General features: G+C 69.2%; 23 protein-coding genes. 13 read left to right on the forward strand and 10 right to left on the reverse strand.

Annotated features, from left to right (window positions below):
* The 3 genes from G3I19_RS10755 to G3I19_RS36855 form a co-directional block, all read left to right on the forward strand.
* A partial coding sequence (locus tag G3I19_RS10755) for an alpha/beta hydrolase (protein WP_164262552.1) occupies nucleotides 1-1,026 on the forward strand: 1,026 nt, incomplete at its 5' end.
* The gene (tsaE, locus tag G3I19_RS10760; RefSeq protein WP_164262554.1) at nucleotides 998-1,546 is read left to right on the forward strand and encodes a tRNA (adenosine(37)-N6)-threonylcarbamoyltransferase complex ATPase subunit type 1 TsaE; all 549 of its coding nucleotides are present in this window, start codon (nucleotides 998-1,000) and stop codon (nucleotides 1,544-1,546) included. The genes G3I19_RS10755 and tsaE, both read left to right, overlap by 29 nt.
* Before the next feature lie 351 nt (nucleotides 1,547-1,897).
* Nucleotides 1,898-2,062, forward strand: coding sequence for a hypothetical protein (locus G3I19_RS36855; RefSeq protein ID WP_203599421.1), 165 nt, complete (start codon nucleotides 1,898-1,900; stop codon nucleotides 2,060-2,062).
* A 196-nt stretch (nucleotides 2,063-2,258) separates the two neighbouring features.
* Here the strand turns inward: G3I19_RS36855 and G3I19_RS10765 are convergent, their stop codons facing one another.
* Nucleotides 2,259-2,825 (reverse strand): hypothetical protein, encoded by a 567-nt coding sequence (locus G3I19_RS10765; RefSeq protein WP_164262557.1) that lies wholly within the window; start codon nucleotides 2,823-2,825, stop codon nucleotides 2,259-2,261.
* Between the two features lie 106 nt (nucleotides 2,826-2,931).
* Here G3I19_RS10765 and tsaB point away from each other — a divergent pair, with 106 nt between their 5' ends.
* The 4 genes from tsaB to G3I19_RS37390 are packed head-to-tail and all read left to right on the forward strand — an operon-like array spanning nucleotide 2,932 to nucleotide 5,591.
* Nucleotides 2,932-3,693, forward strand: a complete 762-nt coding sequence (gene tsaB / locus G3I19_RS10770) for a tRNA (adenosine(37)-N6)-threonylcarbamoyltransferase complex dimerization subunit type 1 TsaB (protein WP_164262559.1) — start codon at nucleotides 2,932-2,934, stop codon at nucleotides 3,691-3,693.
* Between the two features lie 17 nt (nucleotides 3,694-3,710).
* Nucleotides 3,711-4,190, forward strand: a complete 480-nt coding sequence (rimI, locus tag G3I19_RS10775) for a ribosomal protein S18-alanine N-acetyltransferase (RefSeq protein WP_164262608.1) — start codon at nucleotides 3,711-3,713, stop codon at nucleotides 4,188-4,190.
* A complete protein-coding gene (tsaD, locus tag G3I19_RS10780) occupies nucleotides 4,183-5,307 on the forward strand; it encodes a tRNA (adenosine(37)-N6)-threonylcarbamoyltransferase complex transferase subunit TsaD (protein WP_164262561.1) in 1,125 nt (374 codons plus the stop codon). Before rimI ends, tsaD begins: the two co-directional genes overlap by 8 nt.
* Nucleotides 5,304-5,591, forward strand: coding sequence for a hypothetical protein (locus G3I19_RS37390; RefSeq protein ID WP_164262563.1), 288 nt, complete (start codon nucleotides 5,304-5,306; stop codon nucleotides 5,589-5,591). Before tsaD ends, G3I19_RS37390 begins: the two co-directional genes overlap by 4 nt.
* Nucleotides 5,592-5,702: 111 nt before the next feature.
* On the opposite strand, the gene G3I19_RS10790 is transcribed toward G3I19_RS37390, so the two are convergent.
* Nucleotides 5,703-7,433, reverse strand: coding sequence for an HNH endonuclease signature motif containing protein (locus G3I19_RS10790; protein WP_239074152.1), 1,731 nt, complete (start codon nucleotides 7,431-7,433; stop codon nucleotides 5,703-5,705).
* A 289-nt stretch (nucleotides 7,434-7,722) separates the two neighbouring features.
* On the opposite strand from G3I19_RS10790, the gene G3I19_RS10795 reads away from it, so the two are divergent.
* Complete coding sequence (locus G3I19_RS10795) at nucleotides 7,723-8,421, forward strand: nucleotidyltransferase domain-containing protein (protein ID WP_239074153.1); 699 nt, start codon at nucleotides 7,723-7,725, stop codon at nucleotides 8,419-8,421.
* Nucleotides 8,422-8,601: 180 nt separating this feature from the next.
* Here G3I19_RS10795 and G3I19_RS10800 read toward each other — a convergent pair whose 3' ends face one another.
* Entirely contained in the window at nucleotides 8,602-10,239 is a 1,638-nt protein-coding gene (locus tag G3I19_RS10800; RefSeq protein ID WP_164262565.1) for an alpha/beta hydrolase, read from the reverse strand.
* 470 nt (nucleotides 10,240-10,709) lie between these two features.
* On the opposite strand from G3I19_RS10800, the gene G3I19_RS10805 reads away from it, so the two are divergent.
* Entirely contained in the window at nucleotides 10,710-11,075 is a 366-nt protein-coding gene (locus G3I19_RS10805) for a hypothetical protein (RefSeq protein ID WP_164262567.1), read from the forward strand.
* A 115-nt stretch (nucleotides 11,076-11,190) separates the two neighbouring features.
* Here G3I19_RS10805 and G3I19_RS10810 read toward each other — a convergent pair whose 3' ends face one another.
* On the reverse strand, nucleotides 11,191-12,510 hold the full coding sequence (locus G3I19_RS10810) for an SAM-dependent methyltransferase (RefSeq protein WP_343235063.1): 1,320 nt from the start codon (nucleotides 12,508-12,510) through the stop codon (nucleotides 11,191-11,193).
* 296 nt (nucleotides 12,511-12,806) lie between these two features.
* On the opposite strand from G3I19_RS10810, the gene groES reads away from it, so the two are divergent.
* Nucleotides 12,807-13,115 (forward strand): co-chaperone GroES, encoded by a 309-nt coding sequence (gene groES, locus G3I19_RS10815; protein WP_164262571.1) that lies wholly within the window; start codon nucleotides 12,807-12,809, stop codon nucleotides 13,113-13,115.
* A 126-nt stretch (nucleotides 13,116-13,241) separates the two neighbouring features.
* Nucleotides 13,242-14,864: a chaperonin GroEL gene (gene groL / locus G3I19_RS10820; RefSeq protein WP_164262573.1), complete on the forward strand. Its 1,623-nt coding sequence runs from the start codon at nucleotides 13,242-13,244 to the stop codon at nucleotides 14,862-14,864.
* Between the two features lie 141 nt (nucleotides 14,865-15,005).
* Here the strand turns inward: groL and G3I19_RS10825 are convergent, their stop codons facing one another.
* From G3I19_RS10825 to G3I19_RS10845, 5 genes are all read right to left on the reverse strand, one after another.
* Nucleotides 15,006-16,034, reverse strand: a complete 1,029-nt coding sequence (locus G3I19_RS10825; RefSeq protein ID WP_164262574.1) for a hydroxyacid dehydrogenase — start codon at nucleotides 16,032-16,034, stop codon at nucleotides 15,006-15,008.
* A 290-nt stretch (nucleotides 16,035-16,324) separates the two neighbouring features.
* Nucleotides 16,325-17,182: a carbohydrate ABC transporter permease gene (locus tag G3I19_RS10830; protein ID WP_164262576.1), complete on the reverse strand. Its 858-nt coding sequence runs from the start codon at nucleotides 17,180-17,182 to the stop codon at nucleotides 16,325-16,327.
* Nucleotides 17,179-18,066: a sugar ABC transporter permease gene (locus G3I19_RS10835; protein WP_164262578.1), complete on the reverse strand. Its 888-nt coding sequence runs from the start codon at nucleotides 18,064-18,066 to the stop codon at nucleotides 17,179-17,181. The genes G3I19_RS10830 and G3I19_RS10835 overlap by 4 nt, the downstream gene beginning before the upstream one ends.
* 5 nt (nucleotides 18,067-18,071) lie before the next feature.
* Nucleotides 18,072-19,391 (reverse strand): sugar ABC transporter substrate-binding protein, encoded by a 1,320-nt coding sequence (locus tag G3I19_RS10840; RefSeq protein WP_164262580.1) that lies wholly within the window; start codon nucleotides 19,389-19,391, stop codon nucleotides 18,072-18,074.
* A gap of 221 nt (nucleotides 19,392-19,612) precedes the next feature.
* Nucleotides 19,613-20,767, reverse strand: coding sequence for a substrate-binding domain-containing protein (locus G3I19_RS10845; protein WP_164262582.1), 1,155 nt, complete (start codon nucleotides 20,765-20,767; stop codon nucleotides 19,613-19,615).
* 231 nt (nucleotides 20,768-20,998) lie between these two features.
* On the opposite strand from G3I19_RS10845, the gene G3I19_RS37395 reads away from it, so the two are divergent.
* Nucleotides 20,999-23,191, forward strand: coding sequence for a DUF2264 domain-containing protein (locus G3I19_RS37395; RefSeq protein WP_239074154.1), 2,193 nt, complete (start codon nucleotides 20,999-21,001; stop codon nucleotides 23,189-23,191).
* 263 nt (nucleotides 23,192-23,454) lie between these two features.
* Nucleotides 23,455-24,963, forward strand: a complete 1,509-nt coding sequence (locus tag G3I19_RS10855; RefSeq protein WP_164262584.1) for a right-handed parallel beta-helix repeat-containing protein — start codon at nucleotides 23,455-23,457, stop codon at nucleotides 24,961-24,963.
* Between the two features lie 99 nt (nucleotides 24,964-25,062).
* Here G3I19_RS10855 and G3I19_RS10860 read toward each other — a convergent pair whose 3' ends face one another.
* Entirely contained in the window at nucleotides 25,063-25,836 is a 774-nt protein-coding gene (locus G3I19_RS10860) for an SDR family oxidoreductase (protein ID WP_164262586.1), read from the reverse strand.
* Between the last annotated feature and the right edge of the window lie 176 nt (nucleotides 25,837-26,012).

Below are 26,012 nucleotides of genomic sequence, written 5' to 3' on the forward strand. Positions count from 1 at the left end.
CCCGGAACGGCCGGGGGCTCGGGGGCTGCTGGAACCGCTGGGGCCGGCGGGTCGGCCGGGGCGACAGGAGCGGTCGGGGCAGTCGGGCCGGCCGGGGCGCGTAAACGGCGGTCCTCCCGGCGCGGGGCGGCGCCTCAGCCCGTCACGGTCGTCTTCTCGCACGGCTACTGCCTCAGCCAGGATTCCTGGCACTTCCAGCGCGCGGCACTGCGCGGTGTCGTCCGTACCGTCCACTGGGACCAGCGCAGCCACGGCCGCTCGGAACGCGGCAGGGCGCAGGCCGACGGCGTACCGCTCACCATCGACCAGCTCGGCCGAGATCTGAAGGCGGTCATCGACGCCGCTGCGCCGGAAGGGCCTCTGGTGCTGGTGGGGCACTCGATGGGCGGCATGACGATGATGGCGCTCGGCGACCAGTTCCCCGACCTGGTCAGGGACCGCGTCGTGGGGGCCGCGTTCGTCGGCACCTCCTGCGGGAAGCTCGGAGAGGTCAGTTTCGGGCTGCCGGTGGCGGGCGTGAACGCGGTCCGGCGTGTGCTCCCCGGCGTACTGAAGGCGCTCGGCTCCCAGACGGAGCTGGTGGAGCGGGGGCGGCGGGCCACGGCTGACCTGTTCGCGGGACTGGTCAAGCGGTACTCGTTCGGTTCGAAGGACGTCGACCCCGCTGTGGCCCGGTTCGCGGAGCGGCTGATCGAGGGGACGCCGATCGATGTGGTCGCGGAGTTCTATCCGGCCTTCACCGACCACGACAAGGCGGACGCGCTGGCTGCGGTCTTCGGTGAGGTGCCCGCGCTCGTTCTGGCCGGTGAGAACGACCTGGTGACACCCAGCGCGCACAGTCAGATCATCGCCGATCTGCTGCGCGCGGCCGAACTGGTCATCGTTCCCGACGCCGGGCATCTGGTCATGCTCGAACATCCCGGGACCGTGACGGGCCGGCTGGCCGAGCTGCTGGCGAGGACGGGTGCACTGCCGGCAGACGCTAACGTTGGCCCGTATGGAAGCCCCGCACAGCCCGGCAGCTGACACGGCCGCCGCATTCGCCACCCGTCTGACCATCGACTCCCCCGACCATATGCAGGAGTTGGGCCGTCGCCTCGCCGTACTGCTGCGCCCCGGCGATCTCGTGATGCTCTCCGGTGAACTCGGCGCGGGCAAGACCACCCTCACGCGTGGCTTGGGCGAGGGCCTGGGCGTGCGCGGGGCGGTGACGTCCCCGACCTTCGTCATCGCCCGTGTCCATCCGCCGCTGGGCGCCGGTCCCGCACTGGTACACGTGGACGCGTACCGGCTGGGCGGCGGACTCGACGAGATGGAGGACCTCGACCTGGACGTCTCGCTGCCCGACTCGGTGATCGTGGTCGAGTGGGGGGACGGGAAGGTCGAGGACCTGTCGGACGACCGGCTCCGGGTGGTCATCGAGCGTGGCGTGGGCGACACGGACGACGAACGCCGCGTGGTGACGGTCAGCGGGGTCGGGGCGCGCTGGGCGGAGGAAACTCAGCGGGCGGGTCTCGACGGGCTCCGCGCGCTCGCGGAGGACTGAGGGCCGGGGGCGCGGAAACGGGGGAGGGCCGAAACGGCGGGGGGAGCGCCGAAACCGGTCGAAACGGGGGAGCGCCGAAACCGGCCGAAACGGGGGAGCGCCGAAACCGGCCGAAACGGGGGAGCGCCGAAACCGGCCGAAACCGGGGAGGCGGGGAGGGCCGAGAGGCCGGAGGCGGGAGAAGGGCCGGGTGTCTTCCGGCCCGAGGGTTTCGCGCACGCATGCGGAGATTCACCCCGTACTTTCCGACAAGCCGTCGGCAAGGTGTTGCACAGATCCCACCGGGCGTGGTCACATGGATACTAAGACCTGGTTAGGTCTACCTAACCATGCCTGACCGAGGAGGCAGCCATGTCCGCATCGGAGACCGAAGCGCAGTCGCCGTCCCCCATGTCGATGCGCGATCTGCTCGCCTCCTGCGAGGCGGCGAACGCCGTGTCCACACCGCCACGCGCCCCCGAACCGGAGCCCGCCTCCGTCACCGGAGAGCCCGAGGAAGAGCGCGACGCCGCGTAATCCGTTCGGGTTAGAGGCCGACAGCAGTCGGCGGCGGGTGCAACGGGGCGAACGGGGAGCCGTGAGCTTGTACGGCAGGCCGCAGGCTTGTAACGGTCCGCCCCCTGAACCACCGCACGGGAAGCCCGCGGACCGTTTGCAGGGGCCTGTCGTCCGGTCCATACGAGCCGAGCAGGCGGCTGCGCGGACGACGTGGCTACGGCACCACGACGATCTTCGTGCCGTACGTCGCGAGCGGCCACATGGCGTTGCCGTCGGCGCGCTTCATCCGGATCCCGCCGGTCTTCTGTTCCGGGTCGGGGCTCGACATCGAGTTGTCCGTAGCAGCGCTGAACCCAACGGTCACGCCATTGATGCTCGCGAAGCGAACCACGTGCTCGATCGGTACCCCGTCCGAGCCCACAGTGCTGCCCGTGCGCGACGTCACCTGGTACGACCCCGGCCGTGGGCTGACCGCGCTCGGCATGACCTCGAAAGTCCGTACGCCGGTACCGGTGTCGCTCACCAGCCACACCCGCTTCGCGCTGAGCGAGTACACGACGCGGGAGCCGGAGCCCGAGTTCGGTGGCACCGCGTGACTGTTCTGCTTTCCCGGCTTCGTCGGAGTGCCGGACGGGTTGGCCGGGGAGGACGCCGAGGACGAGGGCTTGGGGGACGAGAGATCGGCGGGGGCATTCGCCGACGCCTGGTAGGCGAGGAAGCCGACCACGGCAAGAGCTGCCCCGGTGAGCCCGGCCACGATTCCCGAGCTGCTCCTTGACACCTGAGGCTCCCATTTCTCGTACGTACGAATTCCCGGTGACGTTAGCAGCAGCGGGCTGACGGGACGGGGCGCCGTGCCCCCGTCGCGGGAGCCGTAGGCTGTTTGTGTGCTCCTGCTCGCCGTTGATACCGCCACGCCCGCCGTCACCGCTGCCCTCCACGACGGAACATCCGTGGTCGCCGAGTCCAGTCGGACCGACGCCCGCCGTCATGGGGAACTGCTGCTGCCCGCCGTCGACCATGTCCTCGCCGAAGCCGGGCTGAAACTGGACGCCGTCACGGGCATCGTCGTCGGCGTCGGGCCGGGACCCTACACCGGGCTGCGCGTCGGGCTGGTGACGGCCGCCACGTTCGGTTCCGTGCTGGGCGTACCCGTCTACGGGCTGTGCACGCTGGACGGCCTCGCCTACGCGTCCGGGCTCGACGGCCCCTTCGTCGTCGCGACCGACGCACGGCGCAAGGAGGTCTACTGGGCGCGGTACGACGGATTCCGTACCCGGCTGGACGAGCCCGTCGTGGACCGGCCCGCGGACATCGCCGAACAGGTCGCGGGACTGCCCGCGGTGGGGGCTGGAGCCCTGCTCTATCCCGACACCTTCCCCGACGCGCGAGCTCCGGAAAACGTATCGGCTGGAGCCCTCGCGGCACTGGCGGCCGAGAAGCTGGCGGGGGGAAACAGCGACGGCAGGATTGGTGCGGGCGGAATGGGTACCGACGGGATCGATGCTGACGAGGGGGGTGCCGACCGGGCCCGGGCGGAGCGGGGCGATGTGGTGGTCGCTGACGGTTTCCTGCCGGTCACACCGCTCTATCTGCGACGCCCCGACGCCCAGGTGCCCAAGAACTACAAGGTGGTCACCCCGCAGTGACAGCCGTACTGCGTGAGATGCGCTGGTGGGACATTGCCCCGGTGCTGGAGCTCGAACACGAACTGTTTCCCGATGATGCCTGGTCCGAGGGCATGTTCTGGTCCGAACTGGCCCACGCGCGTGGCGCCGACGCGACCCGCCGGTACGTGGTCGCGGAGACGGCCGACCGGATCGTCGGCTACGCCGGGCTCTCGGCTGTCGGCGGCATGGGCGACGTACAGACGATCGCCTCGGCCAGAGACCAGTGGGGGACCGGGCTCGGCGCCGAGCTGCTCAGCGATCTCCTCAAACACGCCACCGCCTTCGAGTGCGCCGAGATCCTTCTCGAAGTGCGGGTCGACAACATCCGTGCCCAGAAACTCTACGAACGCTTCGGCTTCGAGCCCATCGGCTTCCGCCGGGGCTATTACCAGCCGGGCAATGTGGACGCGCTCGTCATGCGCCTCGAACTGCGCCCGGAAATGGGCCTCGCACAAGGAACAGAGATCCATGGCTGACGAACCTCTCGTACTCGGTATCGAGACCTCCTGCGACGAAACGGGGGTCGGGATCGTCCGTGGCACGACGCTGCTCGCGGACGCTGTCGCATCGAGCGTCGACACGCATGCCCGCTTCGGCGGGGTCGTGCCCGAAATCGCTTCGCGGGCGCACCTGGAGGCGATGGTCCCGACCATCGAGCGTGCGCTGAAGGACGCCGGGGTGTCTGCGAGGGACCTTGACGGCATCGCTGTGACGGCGGGGCCCGGCCTCGCGGGGGCGCTGCTGGTCGGTGTATCCGCGGCGAAGGCGTACGCATACGCGCTGGGCAAACCGCTGTATGGCGTCAACCATCTGGCCTCCCACATCTGTGTGGACCAGCTGGAGCACGGGCCGCTGCCCGAGCCGACCATGGCGTTGCTCGTGTCGGGCGGTCATTCCTCACTGTTGCTGGCGCCCGACATCACTTCGGATGTCCGGCCCCTGGGCGCGACGATCGACGACGCGGCCGGTGAAGCCTTCGACAAGATCGCGCGGGTGTTGGACCTCGGCTTCCCGGGCGGTCCGGTCATCGACCGGCTGGCCCGGGAGGGCGACCCCAAGGCGATTGCCTTCCCGCGCGGACTGACCGGGTCGCGTGATGCCCCGTACGACTTCTCGTTCTCCGGGCTCAAGACGTCTGTGGCGCGCTGGGTCGAGGCGAAGCGGGCGGCGGGCGAGGAGCTTCCGATAAGGGATGTGGCGGCGTCCTTCCAGGAGGCGGTCGTCGATGTACTCACGCGTAAGGCGGTCCGCGCTTGTAAGGACGAGGGCGTCGACCACCTGATGATCGGCGGTGGCGTCGCCGCCAACTCCAGGCTGCGCGCACTCGCCCAGGAGCGGTGTGAGCGGGCCGGTATCCGGTTGCGGGTGCCGCGCCCCGGGCTGTGTACGGACAATGGTGCGATGGTTGCGGCGCTCGGTGCGGAGATGGTGGCGCGCAACAGGGCGTCATCGGACTGGGACCTGTCTGCCGACTCCTCCTTGCCGGTGACGGACCCGCATGTGCCTGGGGCGGCCCGGGGCAACGGGGCAGGCGGCCCCGCACATGATCATGATCATGTCCACGAAATCAGTAAGGACAACCTCTACTCATGACCGTCGCGCTGATGTGGGAGGCCCGCGCGACTGATGGCAGGGGCGCCGAACTGCTGGACTGGGTGCGGCAGCAGTCACAGGCACCGGCTCTCAGAGTGGGAGCGGGTGGAACGAGGGGGCCGCTGCACCGTGAGTTTCTGCGTGCTCCTCAGGACCGGGTACTGGTCCTCACCTGGTGGGACGCGCCTTACGATGCGGAGCTCCCCGAACTCCCGGAACCCGACGTCGGCTTGATCACCCGCGCGGTCCACCGTTGGCGCTTTGAATCAGTCGGGGTGGAGTAGGCCCGCTGTGGCTGTGGCTGTGGCTGTGCCTGTGCCTGTGGCTTGGATCTGTCGGCTGTCGCTGTTGCCACAGTGGGCCGGTTGTCGGTGTCAGTTGCCCTGTCGCCTTTGTTATTCGGCGTAGTTTCGCGGCGTATTGAGGTAGATATGGCCGGTCGGGCTGACCCAGGTGGTGATTCCGGTGACCGGGTCCCGTGTGACAGTCCAGTTGCCGCGGTGCTTCATCAAGTGGTGGCGACGGCAGATCGGGATGAGGTTCTCCGGCACTGTCTTACCGCCCGACTCGGGATGGTCGTGATCGAACTCCTGGATGTGGTCGAGGTCGCATCGCTGCGCGGGCATGCGGCAGGAGGGGAAGGCACACTGCTGGTCCCGGGCGACGACATGGCGTTCGGCTTCGGCGGTGGGGCGGTAGGTGGTGGGGTCGGTCTTGATGAGCAACCCTGTTTTCGGGTGAGTGATCAGGCGGCGCCAGATCGTTCCCTCGGCGAAGGCGATCGTGCGGGCCTGCAGGGCGGTGATGGGGCCGTAGCCCTTCAGCTCTGCCGGGTTTTCGCTCGCACCGACCAGTACGTCGAGGGGGACGGTGACGTGCACGAGTGCGGTGGCGGCGGGAGGCCGACCGGAGAGCCCTGCGGGTGTCTCGGCTTCCGCGGGCTTCTTGGAACTGCCCAGCAGAACCGGCCGGTTGAGAATGAGATCAGCCAGGGCGTCCACTCGGCGCTGACTGAGGGTGCGCTCGTCCGCGACGAGCGTCGTGGCATGGGCGTCGACTGCCTGGTCGAAGCGCGCTCCGAGTTCTGCCGGCACCGTGGCGCCCCATGTGATCATGCCGTCATCCTGCGGATAACGAACGATCTCCCGCTCTTTCGTCCGCAGTTCCAGTCGGCGCTGGTAGCCCTCGGGATCTGCCTTGATCACTTGTCGGCGCAGCGCTCGGGAACTCTGGCCGGTGGCCTGAGTGGGCATCCTCGTCGCCATGGCTGACTCAACTCGGGCTGCCGCCTCGGGTTCCAGGACCCGGCAGGCGTTGGCCAGGTTCCTGGCCTGCATGTAGCAGATTTCTCCGCCTTCGAGCAGACCGAGCGTGTTGGCGTACTGACCGGCCAGTTCCTTGGCGATCTGCAGGCGCTCGGTGGCGGTCGCGTTACTGATACGCAGCGCGCACGCCACCTCTTCGGCCGCGTAGTCCCCTTGGTTCAGGAGTTGCGTGTCGACGTCGCTGTCGCTGTGGCTGGAAGGCAGTGCGGTCTCGGCATGCGTGGCGATGTCCGCCAGCAGATGGACCTGCCGGGCAGCGAACCATGCTGCGTGTCGCTCCAGGACGGCCAGAGCATCGATACGTCCGCGTGGCGACAGCTTCTTCGATTCCAGGGCACCGAGGAGCGCTGCGGTCTGGGCTGACGGAGTTGTCTCCCGTAGGTGGGCGGCCCAGTCGTCGGCTGTCTGAGGGGCCGCTGTGTGAGGGTCGGCTGGCTTCGGTGGAGCTGATGATGTTGGGGAGGTTGGGGGAGTTGAGGGAACTGGTGGATCAGGTTGGGCTTCGGGTACATCGGGCAGTGGGAGCTGGGAACTTTTATCCAGTCCGTCCAGTCCGTCCAGTCCGTCCAGTCCGTCCAGTCCGTCCGGTTCACTGGGCTCGTCCGGTCCGGCCGACATACCAAGTGGGCCTGTTGAAGCGGTTGGTTCGGGCTTTGCCCTGTCCAGTACCGCAGTCTGGCTTGCGTGTGCCGACCGAGCGGACTCGATCCGCGCCGTCTGGACGGTCCGTGTTGCGTGGACGGGCCGAATTGACCGGCTGGTCCTTGCCATTCGGTTCGTCTGATCCGTCTGGATGGTCATGGCCCACACCCCCGTGATTGGCCTCAACTCTCGCCACCTCTTGGGCGAGTCACACTCCTATCGTTGCTCACTCTCCGTAGTAATGCCAGGTCGTGATGTGCTTTCACTCATTTGAATGGCAGATCCGGAACGTGGAACTCAACATCTCGACCCTCAGCCGCCCTGTGAGAGAGGCACGATGCCAGGAGGCAGGATGCCAGACAGTTCTGTCGCTCTTGTCGGCCTGTGAGGCCCGGGGACGCGCTGGACGAGACAGCGTTGGGACCGACGTGCTTTACGCTGTGGCGCCATGTCTCCCGTGCCGTCCGCCATGGACCTGGACCCGGTCCGCCGGGCTGCCTTCGCTCAGGAGTTGCAGAGTGCGCTCGCGGCGCGGTGTGCCGGGTCGGTGGCGGCGCTGCGTGGCTCGCTCGCCCGGGGTACGGCTGATCCGTACAGCGATATCGACCTTGCCTGGGCGGTGCCGTACGCGCAGTTCGATGACTGTGTGGCCGCCGTCGGTCCCTGCCTCGGAGCGGTTCGTGACGTCGTCTCGCTGCGCAGCGACCCGGAGGCCCAAAGGTCGTGCGACCGACGGCTGTTGTTTCTCACTTTCCGGGATATGCCGCTGTTCTGGCGGCTGGACCTGGAGATCACGGCAGTCGCCGACGGAGCGGTAGATCCACCGGGGGCGGTAGGCCCGACGGGCAGTGGGCGGGCGCAGGACGGCTGCACTCCAGCCGTGGTGGAGGATCCCGAGTGGTCTCTCGCGGCCAGCGCACTTGCCAACGCTGTGGCGGTCGTCAAGGCGGTGCTGCGCGGGCAGCCTGAGGTGGCAGAGGGGCTGCTGGAGCGTGGTCTGCGCCGGGTCGGCGCCGACGGGGCGGTGAGCGGCCGGTGGCGGGTGGACGTCGTCCGGCTGGCCGACGCGGCTGCCCACCACGAGCCGGCGCAGCGCCCCCTCGCCGACCAGGTCAAACGTCTCGCGACGGAGTTGCTGCAAGAGTGAGGCCCGCCCGGGCGTGCGGCCGCGCGCCCGGGCTGTGGAACGGCGTATACCGGTTCCCGTCTCTGAATCACCCGCCCCCTCCCCACCCGGGAGCCCCCGGCAGGAAGCCCCTTTCGGCGGCCCCCCGGAAGCCACCTCCGACGGCCCCCGGGAAGCCTCAGCCTCCGGCCCCCCGCCCCCTCAGGAGCAGCTGGTCCCGTACGCCGGCACCTTCCCGTCCAGCAGATACGCGTTCGCCGTACCGTCGATGCACGCGCTGCCGTTCCCGTACGAGCAGTGGCCCTCGCCGCCCTTCCAGGTGACCAGCACCCCGACTCCCTTCCCGAGCCGCTGCGCCATCGCCTTCGCCCCGCCGTACGGGGTGGCGGGGTCACCCGTATTGCCGATGACCAGAATCGGCGGTGCGCCCTTCGCGCTGACCTCCATGTGCTTCATGGCCCCCTTGACGGGCCAGTACGTGCACTGGTTCAGCGCCCACGCGAACTGTGGGCCGAACAGCGGCGACGCCTTCCGGAAGGCGGGCATCTGCCGCTCGATCTCCGTCTTCCCCACCGGAACGCCGAAGTCGACGCAACTGGTGGCCGAGAAAACGTTGTTGCTGTTCGAGTAGTGCCCCTTCGCGTCGCGGCCCGTCATGCTGTCGGCCATCGACAGCAGCGCCGCCGGGTTGTGGGTACGCAGGTATGCCGCGACCGCGCTCGCCATGCGTGGCCAGCCGGAATCCGGTGAGTACAGCGCGCCCTCGATCGCTGTCAGCGCGAGCGAGTCATTGAGCGTGCGGCCCCCTGCTGCGGCCGCCGGGTGCTTCTCCAGACCGGCCACGAGCCCGGTCAGCACCTTCTCCACCCCCTGAGGAGTGGAGCGGTGCAGCGGACAGAGATACGTGGCGGCGACGCACGAGCGCGCGAAGTGGTCCAGGGCCAGCTGAAAGCCTTTCAACTGGTAGAGGGCCCCTTGCGTGAAGTCCTTGTCGGGGTGCATGACACCGTCGAGCACCGCACGGCCGACCTTCCGCGGGAAGAGATGGGCGTAGGTCCCGCCCAGCTCCGTACCGTACGAGAAGCCGTAGTAGTTCAGCTTCTTGTCGCCCACCGCCGCGCGGATCCGGTCCAGGTCCCTGGCCACATTGGTGGTCGTCAGATACGGCAGGAGAGGGCCGGACTTCTTCGTGCACTGCGCCGCGAAGTTACGGGTCGCCTCCATCCACTGCCGGACCTCGGTGGGGGTGTCGGGCGTGGAGTCGACGGCGTTGAGAGCATCGGTCTCCGGGCCGGTCAGACAGTTGACGGGTGCACTGTTGCCGACTCCGCGCGGATCGAAACTCACCAGGTCGTAGCGGGTGTTGAGCTTCGCGAACGTGGGGGTGAACGCGGGCAGTGTGTCGACGCCCGAGCCGCCCGGGCCACCGAAGTTGTAGATCAGCGAGCCGATGCGCTTACCGGGGCCTGTCGCACGGTGCCGGATCAGCGCCAGCGGAATCGTCTTGCCGCCGGGCTTGGTGTAGTCGAGGGGGACGTACAGCGTGGCGCAGGTCCAGCCGGTACCCGGAGCCTTGCCCCCGCCCTGCGCCTGGGAGGGCGCGGGGCACGTGGCCCACTTCAGCGGGCCCTGAGCCGTGGGCGCCGCGGCGGTGCCGGCAGTGGCCGACGGCGTGGCTGCGGGAGGTGCCGGGGCGGCGGCGAAGGCTGGGCCGCCGAGCAGCAGAGAGGCGGCCGCGGCGCACCCCACGACCCGCCCGGCGGCTTTACGGGGCAGGCCGGCCCGCACCTGGCGGAGCGCATCGCCGGTTGATGCTCCGGTGGGCGTACGGAGCGCCATCCGGGATGCAGTACGAAGCGGCTTACGGGACGTCACGCGAAGGGACGGAAGGGGCCGCGTACGCGGCGTGCGCGGCGTCGTACGGAACGGTTTACGAGGCGGGGCCGCGATGACCGAGCGGACTGCAGGAAGGGCCGAGCGGACTGCCGCAGGAAGGGACGAGCGGGGCGACAAACGCGCCGACGGGCGCGACGGCTTACGAAGCGTCATGTTGATCATCCTCTGACGACCCGTCGGATACCGCCTGGCGCAAGGTCCGTACGGGGGACGGGCCGTCAGCCACCCCTGGTGAGCCACCCCAGGCCACCCCCGCCTCTTCGGCCACTCGCCCAGGCCACCCAGCCCAGCTCAGCCCGCGGCGCCCCTACGCAGCCCCCGTCCAGAGCTTCCCCGCCCAGCCCCTTCGGCTCTCGGTGTCCGTACGGGTAACCTTGAAGGCCAGGACACGGGCCGGGGGGAAGGGGCCGCGAGTGAACTGGTTCTGGTGGGTATTCATCTTCTTCATGGTCGGCGGATTCGGCTGGGTCGCCGACACGGGCCGCACCGCTCTGCGCACACGCCATGAGCGCCGGATGGAGCGGCTGGAGACGGCCGAGAGGGAACGCAGGGAGATCGAGGCGGCACACAAACCGCCCGAGCCGGTCTGCGGCTGCACGCACCACCTTGCCAAGCATGACCGGCAGGGCAAGTGCCATGAGACCGTCGAGGTGCCGACATCCTGGGACGAGAACAAGAAGCCGCTGAGTTTCGAGCCCGGGGTCTGCAACTGTCAGCAGTACGTAGGGCCGCAGCCGCTGTCCCAGGTGTACGCGGACGAGCTGACGGACCTTGCCTGACGAGGCACCGGCAAGCGTCTCCTGACGAGGCGCCGGCAAGCGTCCCCAGGCGAGGCGCCGGCAAGCGCCCACGAGGAGACGCCGACAAGCCTCCCCTCACGAGGAACGGTGAGCCTCAGGGGCCGGCGGCTCCGTCAGGGTTCGCCGGGTGTCCGATCAGCATCGTCGGCGCGCCGGCGACGCGGGTGAGGATCACGGTGGCCGCGTTCGGCCCCTGCGGCTTGACCCTGCGTCGTACCTCTTCGGGTTCCACCGCCGAGCCGCGCTTCTTGACGGTGAGGTTCCCGACTTCCCGCTCGCGCAGCAGGGCCTTGAGCTTTTTCAGGCCGAAGGGGAGCTCGTCGGTGATTTCGTAGGCCGTCGCGCAGTTCGTCGGGCGCAGTTCGTCCGCGGTGATGTAGGCGATGGTCTCGTCGATGAGCCCGCCGCCGAGTTCCTCGGCGACCTCGGCGACGAGGTGGGCGCGGATGACTGCGCCGTCCGGTTCGTACAGATACCGGCCCAGTGCCCGCACCGCGGGGTCGGGGAGTCCGCGGCCCGTGAGAGTGGTCCCTGACGGGAGCAGTGTGGCGCGGCGCAGGCCCGGTTCCGTGCCGAACCAGAGCACTGCTTCCTTGACGTCACCGTTGTCGGAGATCCACTCGGCCTCGGCGTCGGCGGGGATCATCTCGTGCGGGATACCGGGAGCGATCTTGATGGCTCCCGTGGCCGTCGCGCGTCCTGGTCCCCGGCCCGCTGCCGCTGCCGTTTCCTTTGCCCTTCCCGGTTCCCAGCCCGCTCCTGCCCCTGCCGCCTTGCGGTCCGGTCCGGCGGCCGGGCGGTCGGCCACCGCACCCGTGGCCCAGGAGAGCGGCGGTGAGTACGCCTCGGGGTTGAAGATCCGGCCGCGACCGCCACGCCGTGCCGGGTCGACGAAGACCGCGTCGTACGGGGCGGTGTCGATGCCTGCCACATCCGCGCACCGTACGTCGACCAGGCCGCTCAGCCCGAGGGCGTCGGCGTTGGCCCGTACGACTTCGGCCGTGAGCGGATCGCGGTCGACCGCCAGTACGGAGATCCCGGCGCGGGCGAGCGCCAGGGCGTCCCCGCCGATGCCGCAGCACAGGTCGGCGACGCTGCGTACGCCCAGCTCGGCGAAGCGGCGGGCGCGGTACTCGGCGACGGATCTACGGGTGGACTGCTCCACACCGTTGGGCGTGAAGAACATCCGGTACGCGTCGGCGGCGCCGAATTTCGGTACGGCCCGCTGGCGCAGCCGCGCCTGGGCGAGCGCGGCCGAGACCAGCTCAGTGGGGTACGTGCGGCGCAACCTGGTGGCGACGGCCAGTTCCTGGGCGGGGTCGTACTCCCGCAGTGATTCGAGCAGGGCGGCGCCCTCATCGGTGAACAGCGCGGTGAAGGCGTCGATATCGGTCACCTGTCCATTGTGGGCGATGGGCTGCGGGCGACCGGCCGCCCGCAGCCCATGGTGAGGCGCTGAACTGGCGGGAGGGGACCGCGGCATTGCCCCCGGCGGGGCTCCGCCCGCATCAGGAAGCCGACGACATGACCGACCACATTGGCACTCCGCTTGACCGAGTGCTAACTGCCGTCCTAGTCTCAGTTCTGGCACTCCCCACGGGAGAGTGCCAAATATGGCGACGGGCCGGTCCGGCACCCGCGACGACGGATCCATCCGGTCGCCACTCAGACAGTTCACCCCGTGAGATCTCCGAAGGGGGAGACCGGATCGTGTCGACAACCAGCTCCAAGGTTGCCATTAAGCCGCTCGAGGACCGCATTGTGGTCCAGCCGCTCGACGCCGAGCAGACCACGGCCTCCGGCCTGGTCATTCCGGACACCGCCAAGGAGAAGCCCCAGGAGGGCGTCGTCCTGGCCGTGGGCCCGGGCCGCTTCGAGAACGGCGAGCGTCTTCCGCTTGACGTCAAGGCCGGCGATGTCGTGCTCTACAGCAAGTACGGCGGCACCGAGGTGAAGTACAACGGCGAGGAGTACCTCGTCCTCTCGGCTCGCGACGTTCTCGCGATCGTCGAGAAGTAATTCACCGACGTATTTCTTGATCTGCGCCCCTGGCCCCGCATCTGCTGTGTTCGCACAAGTGTGTTCGCACAACGAGTGACGGGCACCGGGGGCGCAGTTCGTTTTTGAGAGGACTGAATCAGCTCCATGGCGAAGATCCTGAAGTTCGACGAGGACGCCCGTCGCGCCCTTGAGCGCGGCGTCAACAAGCTTGCCGACACGGTCAAGGTGACGATCGGCCCCAAGGGCCGCAACGTCGTCATCGACAAGAAGTTCGGTGCCCCCACCATCACCAACGACGGTGTCACGATCGCCCGCGAGGTCGAGCTCGACGACCCGTACGAGAACCTCGGTGCGCAGCTGGTGAAGGAGGTGGCGACCAAGACCAACGACATCGCGGGTGACGGCACCACCACCGCCACCGTGCTGGCCCAGGCACTGGTCCGCGAGGGTCTGCGCAACGTCGCCGCCGGCGCTTCGCCCGCCTCCCTGAAGAAGGGCATCGACGCCGCGGTCAAGGCCGTGTCCGAGGAACTCCTCGCGACCGCCCGTCCGATCGATGACAAGTCCGACATCGCTGCTGTCGCCGGTCTCTCCGCGCAGGACAAGCAGGTCGGCGAGCTCATCGCCGAGGCGATGGACAAGGTCGGCAAGGACGGTGTCATCACCGTCGAGGAGTCCAACACCTTCGGTCTCGACCTGGACTTCACCGAGGGCATGGCCTTCGACAAGGGCTACCTCTCGCCGTACATGGTGACCGACCAGGAGCGTATGGAGGCCGTCCTCGACGACCCGTACATCCTGATCCACCAGGGCAAGATCGGTTCGATCCAGGACCTGCTGCCGCTCCTCGAGAAGGTCATCCAGGCGGGCAGCTCCAAGCCGCTGCTGATCATCGCCGAGGACGTCGAGGGCGAGGCCCTGTCGACCCTGGTCGTGAACAAGATCCGCGGCACCTTCAACGCGGTCGCGGTCAAGGCCCCCGGCTTCGGCGACCGCCGCAAGGCGATGCTCGGCGACATGGCCACCCTCACCGGTGCCACGGTCATCGCCGAGGAGGTCGGCCTCAAGCTCGACCAGGCCGGTCTCGACGTGCTGGGCACCGCCCGCCGCGTGACCATCACCAAGGACGACACCGTCATCGTCGACGGCGGTGGCAAGGCCGACGAGGTCCAGGGCCGCGTCAACCAGATCAAGGCCGAGATCGAGTCCACGGACTCCGACTGGGACCGCGAGAAGCTCCAGGAGCGTCTCGCGAAGCTGGCCGGCGGTGTGTGCGTGATCCGTGTCGGTGCCGCCACCGAGGTGGAGCTCAAGGAGAAGAAGCACCGTCTGGAGGACGCCATCTCCGCGACCCGCGCCGCGGTCGAGGAGGGCATCGTCTCCGGTGGTGGCTCCGCTCTGGTGCACGCCGTCAAGGTGCTCGAAGGCAACCTGGGCAAGACCGGCGACGAGGCCACCGGTGTCGCGGTCGTCCGCCGCGCCGCTGTCGAGCCGCTGCGCTGGATCGCCGAGAACGCCGGCCTCGAGGGCTACGTCATCACCTCGAAGGTCGCCGAGCTCGGCAAGGGCGACGGCTTCAACGCCGCGACCGGCGAGTACGGCGACCTGGTGAAGGCCGGCGTCATCGACCCGGTCAAGGTCACCCGCTCCGCGCTGGAGAACGCCGCGTCCATCGCTTCGCTGCTGCTCACGACCGAGACCCTGGTCGTCGAGAAGCCGGCGGAGGAGGAGCCCGAGGCTGCTCACGGCCACGGTCACTCGCACTGAGGCTGACACGACGCACGCTTGAGGCCCGGCACCCCTTCGCTTCGAAGGGGTGCCGGGCCTCGGCGTTTATGGCGTTGTTACGGGGGCGGGCCGGGGCCGGGGCCGGGGTCGGAGGAGCCGAATGGCCGGGCCCGTGCCCCGCTAGGCCGAGCGCGTCAGGTCCGACGGGAGTACCGGATCGGCGAACTCCTGCCCCGACGCATACCGTTCGAGTTCGTCCAGCGCCTGATCCGCCATCCGGTGCAGCTCGCCGCCGAGCGATCCCGCCACATGCGGGGTCAGCAGGACGTTCGGCAGGTCGTAGAGCGGCGAATCCGGGTACGGAGTCTCGGGATCCGTCACATCCAGTACCGCGTGCAGCCGCCCGCTCGCCAGTTCCGGAACCAGCGCCTCCTCGTCGATCAGTGAGCCGCGGGCGGTGTTGATGAGCGTTGCCCCGTCCGGCATCGCGGCCAGCTGGCGGGCTCCGATCATGTGCCGGGTGGCGGGTAGCTGGGGGGCGTGCACGCTGACGACGTCACTGAGTGCGCACAGGTCGTCCAGCGGTACCGGCTCCACACCGAGCGCGGTGGCCTCGGCCGTGTCGACATACGGGTCGTACAGCAGGACCCGCAGGTCGAACGGGCGCAGCAGTTCGATCACCCGGCGCCCGATCCGGGAGGCGCCGATGATGCCGACGGTGCGGCGGTAGTTGCCCGCGCCGTCCAGCTCGTCCCGCCAGTCGTGCTCACCGCGCATCGCGCGGTACCGGTACGCGGACTGCAGGACCCGCTTGTTGGCGAGCAGGATCGTGGCGAGGGTGTACTCGGCCACCGGCAGGGCGTTGGCCGCCGCGGCCGAGGCGACGGTGATGCCGCGCTCCCAGCATGCCTCGGTGATGTGGTGCTTGACCGAGCCGGCCGCGTGGACGACGGCGCGCAGCCGGGGTGCCGAGTCCAGGATCCGGGCGGTGAGCGGGGTCGCGCCCCAGCAGGTGAAGAGGACTTCGGCCTCGGCGAGCGCTGCGGCGACCTCGGCCGTGGGTCTCGCCAGGTCGTGAGCCACGAGTCGGCTGTCCGTACGCGCCAGGGCGGTCAGCCGGCTGTGATGGCGCTCGGCGAACAGGCGCTCCATGATGCCCGGAGCCATCGCAAGCAGGACGCCCGGCCGATTGTCAGTGGCGTGGTGCATGGTGGTCCCAGTGCTCCTTCTTGGTTGCTCAGGGCGCAGCCCAGCAGGGGTCGGGCCGGCAGGGTTCGGCCCAGCAGGATGAGGCGAAGCAGGGGTGGGCACGGCGGGTATCGGCACGGCGGGATTCGGCACGGTGGGTCTCGGCACGGCGTGTTTCGGCACGGTGGGTTTCGGCGTGACGGGGGCGGGTCCCGGAGGTGCTGATCCGGGAGGTGTTGAACGAGGAGGTGTCGGTCCGACGGGGGCCGGCCCGGTCTGTGGGGGACCGGTCCGTGTCCGCCCGGTGGTGGTCATTTGACGCTGCCCGCGGTGAGGCCGGCCTTCCAGTGCCGCTGGAGGGAGACGAAGGCGACGATCAGGGGGATGACGGCGAGGAGGGATCCGGTGACCACGAGCGGATAGAAGCTCGGTTCGCCATGGGTGTTGGTGTTCCACGAGTACAGGCCGAGGCTCAGGGGGAAGAGATCGCGGTCCGAGAGCATGACCAGGGGGAGGAAGAAGTTGTTCCAGATCGCTGTGAACTGGAAGAGGAAGATCGTCACGAACCCGGGCATCATCATGGGCATACCGATGGACCAGAAGGTCCGCAGTTCACCGGCCCCGTCGATACGGGCTGCCTCCAGCGCCTCGTTCGGGATGTAGCCGGCGCTGAAGACCCTGGCGAGGTAGACGCCGAAGGGGTTGACCAGGACCGGGATCAGCACCGACCAGTAGGTGTTGACGATGCCGATCTTGCTGGCCAGCAGATACATCGGCAGCGCGAGCGCGGTGGTGGGAACCAGCACACCGAGCAGGACGAGCCCGAAGAGCTTCTCCTTGCCCCGGAACTCGTACTTGTCGAAGGCATAACCGGCGGCGACGCAGATCAGCGAGCACAGGACGGCGCCCACACCCGCGTACAGCAGGCTGTTGCCGTACCAGCGGAAGTAGACGCTACCCCCGTAGGAGGCCAGGTCGGAGAGGTTCTGGCCGAGGTTGAAGCCCTCGAAGGAGAAGGCGTTGCCGGAGAGCAGCCCGCCGGTGTCCTTGGTGGAGGCGGTGACCAGCCAGATGAGAGGGAAAAGCATGTAGACGACGGCGAGGACCAGCGCGCCGTTGACGGCGGTCTTCGACAGCCAGCGGTTCTTCGGTGCCGGGCGGGGGCTCATGCGTTCTTCCCCTTGCGGCCGGTGAAGCGGGTGACGAGGAACGACAGCAGTGCGGCCGTCAGCGCCAGGAGCACGGAGGCGGACGCCGCGAGCCCGTAGTCGTTGCGGGAGAAGGCGGCGGTGTACGCGTACATGTTCGGTGTCCAGGTGGAGGAGACGGCAGACCCGGCGCCGCTGTTGAGGATCAGCGGCTCGGTGAACAGCTGGAGTGAGCCGATGATGGTGAACAGCGCGACCATCACGACGGAGGCGCGGATCAGCGGGAGTTTGATGCTGACGGCGGTGCGCCAGCCGCCGGCGCCGTCCACGGTGGCCGCTTCGAGGACCGAGCGGTCGATGGCCTGCAGGGCGGCGTAGAAGATCACCATGTTGTAGCCGAGCCATTCCCACAGCGCGATGTTGACGACGGAGGGGAGAGCACCGGACGAGGAGAAGAAGTCGAAGCCGATGCCGCCCGAGTGCATCGCGGAGACCACCGGGCTCAGTCCGGGTGTGTACAGGTAGACCCAGATCAGTGCCGCGATGATGCCGGGAACGGCGTGCGGCAGGAAGAGGGCGAGCTGGAAGAAGCGCTTGGCGCGGGCCAGCGCGGAGTCCAGCAACAGTGCGAGTGCGAGGGCGCCGCAGACCATCAGGGGGATGTAGATGACGCAGTATCCGAGCAGTACGCCGAAGCCCTCGCGGAAGGCCCGGTCACCCAGCGCCGCCGCGTAGTTGTCGAGACCGGAGAACACGGACTCGGAGCCGCCGAACCCCAGTCCCGACTGCTTCTCGGTGAAGAGGCTGAGCCAGACCGCGTATCCGATCGGCACCAGCATTACAGCGGTGAACAGGACGAAGAACGGGGTCAGCAGGATCGCGGCGGCGCGGGTGCGGGCCTTCATACCGGTCAGCCCTCGACCTTCAGTCCGCGCTTCTTGAGTTCCTGCACGGTCGCCTCATGGCCGGCCTTGACCGACCCGCTGATCGTGGAGCCGCCACTGGCGACCTTGCCGAACTGGTCCTTGATCGCGGTGTTCGTGGTGCCGGTCGCCGGGCCCCAGGTCCAGCCCTGCTTGATGGAGGCGGCTGCGGTGCCGAACAGCTGGTAGATGTCCTGGCCGCCGTAGAACGAGGAGTCGAATGCCTTCTTCGCCGCGGGCAGCAGCTCGGTCGCGGCCGGGTAGGCGCTCGAAGTGCCCGAGGCGATGCGGGCCTTGATGCCGTCCTGCGTGGTCGACATCCACTTGGCGAACTCGACTGCCGCGTCGGCGTGCTTGCTGTCCTTGGTCACGGCCCAGGTGGAGCCACCGAGCATGCCGCTGGCGGCCTGCCCGTCCCAGGTCGGCATCGGGGCGATGGCCCACTTGCCCTTCTGCTCCGGCAGTGTGGACTTCAGGACTCCGGCTCCCCAGGCCGCGCCGAGGTAACCGATGGTGCCGCTGTTCTTCAGGGAGTTCGTCCACTCCGGGCTGAAGGACGCCTGCGAGCGGATCAGGTCGTCCTTGATCAGACCCTGCCAGTAACCGGCGACCTTGGTGGTGGCGGAGTCCGTGGTGTTGATCTTCCAGGTGTCCCCGTCCGCCTTGAACCACTGGGCCCCGGCCTGCCAGGCCATCGCCTCGAAAGTGGTCGGATCGTCAGGGAAGAAGGTGCCGATCCGGGCCTTCTTGTCGGCCTTCTTGATCTTCTCCGCGGCCTTGCGGAAGTCGTCCCAGGTCTTGGGTACGGCGACTCCGTACTTGCTGAACAGATCCTTGCGGTAGTAGAACGCCTGCGGCGACGCGTCGAACGGGACGGCCCAGTTCTTGCCGCCCAGCGTGGTCTGTTCGACGGCCTGCGGCAGGAACTTCTTCTTCACGTCGTCGGTCATGTACTTGCTGATGTCCTGGAGCGCGCCCTGGCTGACGTACTCCGGCAGCTGGGGGTACTCGATGGAGACCAGGTCGGGGGCGTTGCCCGCCTTGACCGCGTTGGAGATCTTGGCGTAGCCGCCGGCGTTTCCGGACGGGATCTCCTCGTACTTCACGTGGATGTTCTTGTGTGAGGCGTTGAACGCGTCCACGGTCTCCTTCGAGCCCTTGGCCCAGCCCCAGAACGTGATGGCCACGGGCTTGCCGTCCGTGCCCTTCGAGGAGTCGTCGCCGCTGCTGCCGCAGGCCGTGAGGACGGCCAGGGCAGTGGCGGCGCCGGCTATGGAAAGGGTCGTTCTGCTCCAACTGCGGCTCACAGCGAGACTCCTGAGCTAGCGGCGACATTGACGTTGGCCGTGATCCTTGGCCCCGCAATGACCGAAGTCAAGAGCGAAAGATTGAATGATCGAAAAAAGATCAGAGTGTTATCGAAATCCGGACCGGCCGGCGCCACTAACGGGCCGGCGCCGCTACCGGGTCGGCGCCCCTAACGGGTCGGCGCCCCTAACGGGCCGGCGCCCCTAACGGGCCGGCGCCACTACCGGGGCGCGGTAGCTCCGCAGGAATCCCGCACATGCAGCCTGGGCAGCAGCGCCAGATGCTGACCCGGTTCCTGCTGGCCCGGTTCCTGGCGGCCCTGGTGCTCCCGGTCCTGCGGCTCCGGCGTCCTGCCGCGTGGCCCCGTGCTCAGCCGCTCGACCAGCATCCGGGTCCCGTACAGCCCGACCTGGCGTTTCGGCGGTGCCACCGCGGTGAGCGGAGTGTCCGCGAGGGCGGCCACCTCGTCGTCGTAGGCGACCAGTGCCAGATCCTCCGGCACGCGTACGCCCAACTCGGCCAGGCGCTGCACCAGATGGATGGCATCCACGTCGTTGTGGACCAGTGCCGCCGTCACGCCGCCCGTGGTCACCGCGGTCTGTACAGCTCGTACGGCCTCCTCGAAGCGGCCCCGGTCGAGTTCGGCCGGCACGGAATCGATCACGGGGCGCGGCTGTTCCAGACCGAGTGCGCCCAGTGCCTCGTCGTAACCGGCCCGTACCGCGAGCGCGGTCGGACTGTCCGCGCGGGCGACCAGCAGTGGCGCGCCGTGCCCGAGGCCGACCAGGTGGCGCACGGCCAGCAGCACTCCGTGCCGGTGGTCGGAGCAGACCCGGTCCATGTCGTCGAGGGTGCTGCCCAGCGCGGGCTGCCGTTCCAGGAGCACGGCGGGCACCGGCAGCTCCGACATCCAGTCGCCGTAAGCCGCTTGGTCGCCGGCGGCCTGCCACCCCGGTGCGATCAGCAGCCCCTCCGCGCCCGCCGCCAGCAGGCCCTCGCTGCGGGCCTTGTCCTCCTTGGGGCGGTAGTCGGAGATCCGCAGGATCAGCCGTGCGCCGGCCTGGGCGGCCGCGTCGTGCGCACCTCTGATCACCTCGGCGAAGTAGTACGTGGCCGACGGGGCCAGCAGTCCGATGACCAGGCCGCCGCCTCCGGGCGGTGCGCCCGCGCCTGCGGTGGACGCCGCGGACCGCGGCCAGGAGACAGAACCGTGCACCCGGTCGAGCAGGCCGCGCTCCGCCAGCGTCTCGACGTCCCGCCGGACCGTGACGGGGGAGACGCCGAGCTGCCCCGCGAGGTCGGAGACGCGGGCCGACCCCTGCTCCCGTACGAGCTCAAGCAGTCGGTCATGGCGTTCGTCGGCACTCTCGCGCACGGCGGCGGTCCCCCTCGCGGTCTGGTGGCCGGCTGTGTGGTGCCCGGCGGTGTGTGGGTGTCTGGGTAGTGGTATGTGGCCGGTCGGGCAGGGACGGATGCCACGGTCAGACCCTAATGCAATTTGATCGAACGATGGGAGTTTCGATCATTCGTCACTCTTCCATTGACGTTCGATCATCCGTGGGTTCAAGATTCCGGGCGACGCCGAAGTCCGCCTCCAGGGAGCATCATGCTGAGCCCGAACTCGTCGAGCAGGCCCGGCCCGTCCGCCCCGCCCGGCCGGCTCAGCTCGTACACCGGCTGGACCCGCGCCGACTGGGAGGCCGCGGCCGATGAACTGCTGCTGGCCGTGCGGCCCTACGCGTCGCCCCGTCATGGTCTGATCAATCTCCCTGGCCACCGGCCCAGTTGGTCGGGCCCGCGCTCCGACGGCCTCGAAGGGTACGCCCGCACCTGGCTTCTTGCCGCCTTCCGGGTCGCGGGCGCGGAGGGCCACGACCCGCACGGCTTCCTCCCGCGTTACGCCGAGGGTCTCGCCGCGGGCACGTCGCCCGGCCCGGACGGGGCAGCCCCCGGCGATACCGACGCCCGCGATGTGGGCCCCGGGGACACGGCCTCCGGGGACGCGGACCGCTGGCCCCGGATCGCTGACACCCAGCAGGCCGTTGTGGAATCCGCATCGGTCGCGCTCGGGCTGCGCCTCACGCGGCCCTGGCTCTGGGACACGCTCGACGGCCGCACACAGCAGCAGGTCGTCGACTGGCTGCTGCCGGCGCTCGGCCCGTCACCTGTCAACAACAACTGGTGGCTCTTCGGCCTCACCGTCGCCGGATTCCTGCAGGACGCCGGGATCGAGACCGACCGCGCGCGGCAGACGATCGACCGTGCGCTGGAACGGATCGAGGAGTGGTGGCTCGGCGAGGGCTGGTACAGCGATGGCCCCAACCGTTCCTTCGACCACTACAACGCCTGGGCGATGCACTTCTACCCGGTCCTGCACGCCCATCTCGGTGGCGACGCGGAACTGCTCGCCCGGTACGGACCCCGGCTGCACGCGCATCTCGACGCGTATACCCGGATGTTCGGCGCGGACGGTGCCCCAATGCCGTACGGCCGCTCCCTCACCTACCGTTTCGCTGCCGCGGCCGCGCCCTGGCTCGGCGCCATGACCGGCCACACCCCGCTGACACCCGGCGCCACCCGCCGCCTGGCCTCCGGAACCCTGCGGTACTTCCTGGACAGGGATGTGGACCTGGACCTGGGCAGGGACGAGGGTGAGAACGAAGACGGGGGCGAAGACGGGGGCGAGGTCCTGCCGAATGGCTCTGGGCAGCCGAAACATTCTGGGCAGGCGAGCCCGGCCCAACCGGCCCCGGTCGCCAAGGAAGCCCCGGGCGACAGGGCAACCCCGGCAATTCCGGTAGGCCCGGCCGGCCCCAGCTCGTCGCCGCGCCGTCGCGCTACCGACGCACGCGGGCTGCTCACTCTGGGCTGGCACGGCCCCTGCGAGCCGATCATCCAGCCGTACTCGGGCCCCGCATCGCCCTACTGGGCGTCGAAGGGTTTCCTCGGGCTGCTGATGCCCGCCGGCCATCCGGTCTGGACCGCGGCGGAAGAGGCGCTGCCGGCCGAGACGGCAGACGCCGTGACCGTGCTGGGCCCGCCCGCCATGCTGATCCAGTCCACCGCGGCGGACGGGCTCGTACGTCTCCACAACCACGGCAGCAACCACGTCGGTGAGGACGACGACCCGGGGTACTCCCGTTACGCATACTCCACCCGCACCGGATTCACGACCACCGACCAGGCCGGCGCCCGGCCGGGCCGGCCGCTCGCCTCACCGCGCGACAATCACTTCGCGCTGATCATCGACGGCGAGTGCACGCCCCGCGGCCCGGCCACGCCCCTTGCCTCCGGGCCCGGTTGGGTGGCGTCCGTGACCGCACCGCTGCCCGGTGTACGGATTGTCTCCGCCACGATGGCCCACGGCCGCGCAGAGATCCGCGTGCATCTGGTCGTCGGAGCAGACGCGGGCACCCGGGTACGCCAGACCGGTTGGGCGTGCACCCCCGGCCGCCGGACCCATGGGGCCCCCGAGCGTCGGACCGGTAGGGCCTCCCAGCCGGCTGTCCAGCCGATCGCCCAGCTCCACCCCCTCCACGGTTACACAGGAACCGCCCGCCAACTCGTCGCAGGGCCAACCATGTTCGGCCCGGGCGCGCGGGTTCTCGCGCTCGACGGCGTCACCACCGCACCCGAGTCACTCTTCGTCAGCCTCGCCTCGCTCACCGCCGAGCCGGACCCCGCCCCCGCCGCAGCCCTCGCAGACATCCAAGTCGGCGGCCCCCGCACGATCCACGTGACCTGGCAGGACGGCACTACCGCCGTACTGCGACTCCCGGAACTCCCGGAGGAACGATGAGACTTCGCCCTGCGCACACCCCTCCGACCCCGGCCTCCCCCACCACCCGTGCGACGACGCGCCGGGGAGCATCCGGACTGGCACCGACCGGACTGGCAGAGACCGGACTGGCAGAGACCGGACTGGCAGAGACTGGTCGGGCCGCATCCGGTCGGGCCGCATCCGGTCGGGCCGCGTCCGGGCCGGGAGCGTCCGGTCTGGCCGCCACCGGGCTGGGAGCAGCGGGCCTGGCAGTCAGCTGCCTGGCCATATCCGGACTGTTCATGACCGGACTCGCCACCCCCGCCCAGGCGGCGGCCCCCCACCCCGGAGCCACCTTCCACGTCGACTGTTCGGCTGCACCCGCAGTCCCCGCCACACCCACATCCGCGGCCAGGAGCGACGGCACGGCGCGCCACCCCTGGACCACCCTTGACCAGGTCAACGCCCACACCTACGCCCCCGGTGACCGTCTCCTCTTCAAACGAGGCACGACGTGCACAGGTTCCCTCGCCCCGAAGGGAGCCGGATCGGCCCGCGCCCCCTTCACCATCGCCCCCTACGGCCCCGGCAAGGGCCGCGCCGCGATCGACGGTGCGGGCGCGCACGACGCCGTACTGCTCTCCAACACCCAGTACGTCCACCTGACCGGCCTGGAAATCACCAATGCCGCGGACCCCGGCAGCGAGCGCAACGCCGTCCGGCTCCGCCTCACCGACTACGGCACCGCTCACGGCTTCGAGATCGACCACCTCTACATCCACGATGTCCGCGGCGGGGACGCCAAGACCCTGACCGGTTCCAGTGCCATCCATATCGACGTCGAGGGCACGGCGAAGGCCAGCAGCTACGACGGCCTGGACATCCACCACAACCGCATCGAGGACGTCGACCGCGAGGGCATCTACTTCAAGTCGACCTTCTCCAAGCGCGATCTGGTCGGCCAGCAGCAGGACCCCACTGTCTACCCGGGCGCCTGGACGCCGTCCACCGGCGTCCGTGTCCACGACAACACCCTGAAGTCCATCGGTGGCGACGGGATGAAGCTGGACACCACCAGCGGCGCGGTCGTGGAGCGCAACCGGGTCGACGGATTCCAGCTGCGTTCGCCCTCCGCCAACGCGGGCATCTGGACGTTCAACACCGATGACACCCTGATCCAGCACAACGAGGTGTCGGGCGGCGGGAACAGCCACGACGGCATGTCCTTCGACGCGGACGGAGCCTCCAGCCACACCGTCTTCCAGTACAACTACAGCCACGACAACAAGGGCGGCTTCCTGCTGGTCTGCCCGTACAGCGGGGCGAAGACGGTCGACACGGTCGCCCGGTACAACGTCAGCCACAACGACGGCGCCCGGCTGCTCCAGAACTGCGCGGGCCCCATCCTCAACACCCAGATCTACAACAACTCCTTCTCCAACAAGGAGACCATCCCCGGATATCTGGTCCAGGACGACAACAGCAGCCCCGCCACCACCCAGCACGAGCAGCACATCCGCAACAACATCTTCGTGAGCGGCGGCACCGGCGGCTACGCCTTCTCCAACCCGACAGCCGGCCTGGCACTCGACCACAACGCGTTCTACGGGATCGACATGACCCGGCCCGACCCGGGCGGCATCACCTCCGACCCGCTGCTGCGCGGCGACTTCCGCCTGTCGAAGGGCTCACCCGCCATCGGCGCGGGAACGGCCGTCCCCGACAACGGCGGCAGGGACTACTTCGGCAACAGGCTGAAGCCGGGCGCACCCAACATCGGCGCCTACGCCGGGCCGGGCCTCGCCCGCTGAGCAGAGCCCGGCCGGCGGTCGTGGAGAAGCCGTTGCCCAGGGCGCCCGTTACTGCTGAGAGCCCGCATGTCTGCTGCGAGCCCGCGTGCCCGGAAGCCCTTACTGAGGACCGTACTTGCGGCCTGTCTTGGAGGTGATCCCTCCGAGCAGGCCGCGCGGCGCCAGCTTCACCGCGCCCATCATCGCCTTGTACCGGGGGTCGGGAATCGACAGCGACTTCCCGCGCGCGAGATCGGCGAGCGCCGCGGCCACCACCTTGTCGGCGTCCAGCCACATCCACCCCGGGATGTTGTCCGTCCCCATGCCCGCCCGCTCGTGGAACTCCGTACGCACGAAGCCCGGGCACAGCACCATCAGCCGTACGCCCGAGCCTGTCAGGTCCTTGGCCGCGCCCTGGGTGAACTGCACGACCCATGCCTTCGAAGCGCCGTACGTCCCGCGTGGCAGGAACGCCGCCACCGAAGCCACGTTGACGATGCCGCCGCGGCCCCGTGCCCGCATCGCCGGCACCGCGGCGGACGTCAGCCGCAGAACGGCCTCGCAGTGCACTTTGAGCATGGTCAGTTCGTCGGACATCGGAACGTCGAGGAACTGGCCCTTGTTGCCGAATCCGGCGTTGTTGACCAGCAGGTCGATCGCGTTCCGGGAATCCGCGAGACGCTTCTCGACGAGGGCGATGCCGTCATCGGTGCCGAGATCCGCCGTCAGCACCTCGGCCTCGATGCCGTGCCGGTCGTGCAGCTCGGTCGCCTGCTCCTGCAACCGTTCGGTGTTACGTGCCACCAGAACGAGGTTGTGGCCGTCCGTGGCCAGTCGCCGCGCGAAGGCGGCCCCGATTCCCGCTGTCGCGCCCGTGATCAGTGCTGTCGTCATGGGCGGAACGTTAGTCCGCCCGCCTGGTCCGCCACCGTGCCCCACCTCGGCGCACCACCGTGACGCACCACGGTGACCCAATCGCCGTGACGCACCGCCGTGACGCACCGCCGTGACCTACTGGCTCGGCCCACCGGCGTGGCCCACTGCCTCGGCCCACCGCCGTGTCCCATACC

It is taken from the genome of Streptomyces sp. SID10853, assembly GCF_010548145.1.
Lineage (GTDB): Bacteria > Actinomycetota > Actinomycetes > Streptomycetales > Streptomycetaceae > Streptomyces.